Origin of the sequence: Micromonospora sp. DT4, assembly GCF_049841675.1 — a bacterium.
Taxonomy (GTDB): domain Bacteria; phylum Actinomycetota; class Actinomycetes; order Mycobacteriales; family Micromonosporaceae; genus Micromonospora.
Genome location: NZ_JBNCKT010000381.1, coordinates 1 through 509, shown reverse-complemented (window position 1 = coordinate 509; position 509 = coordinate 1). Strand labels below are relative to the sequence as shown.

Here is a 509-nt window from a genome sequence, read left to right as displayed (position 1 = left end):
TCGACCCACCGTATGAGCGCATAACCACAGGTCAGACCGATTCGGCCGCCCATCTACTCACGCTGAACAGCTACGACCCGGTGGTTCGATGGTCCAGATAATGACCAGCCGTTGCTGTTCTCTCCCTTCAGTGAGGGCGAGATTGTCCTCGGCGATGAACGCAAAGAATGGTCGACCCTGACTAGGCGGCAACAGGCATTGGCGCTGCTGCGCCTTGCCGACCTGGGTATCGAAGATGTCGTTATCGACAGGCAGGAAGTTCTCTCCAGTACCGGCGAGACCATGACCCAACGCCGCCTGCGTCTTCTGCACAGGTCCGGTAACGACTCCGCACCACTCGATTTCTCTGCTGAATCGGAAGGAACGAGAACGTGGTTCGGCCTGATCGGGGCGGTGCTGACAGCCCTACAGTCGGGGTCGATCGTCATCTTTGACGGTACGTATTTAGCTCGAGTCAGTGGTGAGGTCCGGTGGGAGCCAGGGGCCGGTGGTGAACAGGGCGGTGAGGA

1 protein-coding gene is annotated in these 509 nt (G+C 59.3%); it reads left to right on the top strand.

The window, feature by feature from the left end:
• Window positions 1–111 precede the first annotated feature (111 nt).
• A partial coding sequence (locus ACLQ24_RS30205; protein WP_425895133.1) for an AAA family ATPase occupies window positions 112–509 on the top strand: 398 nt, incomplete at its 3' end.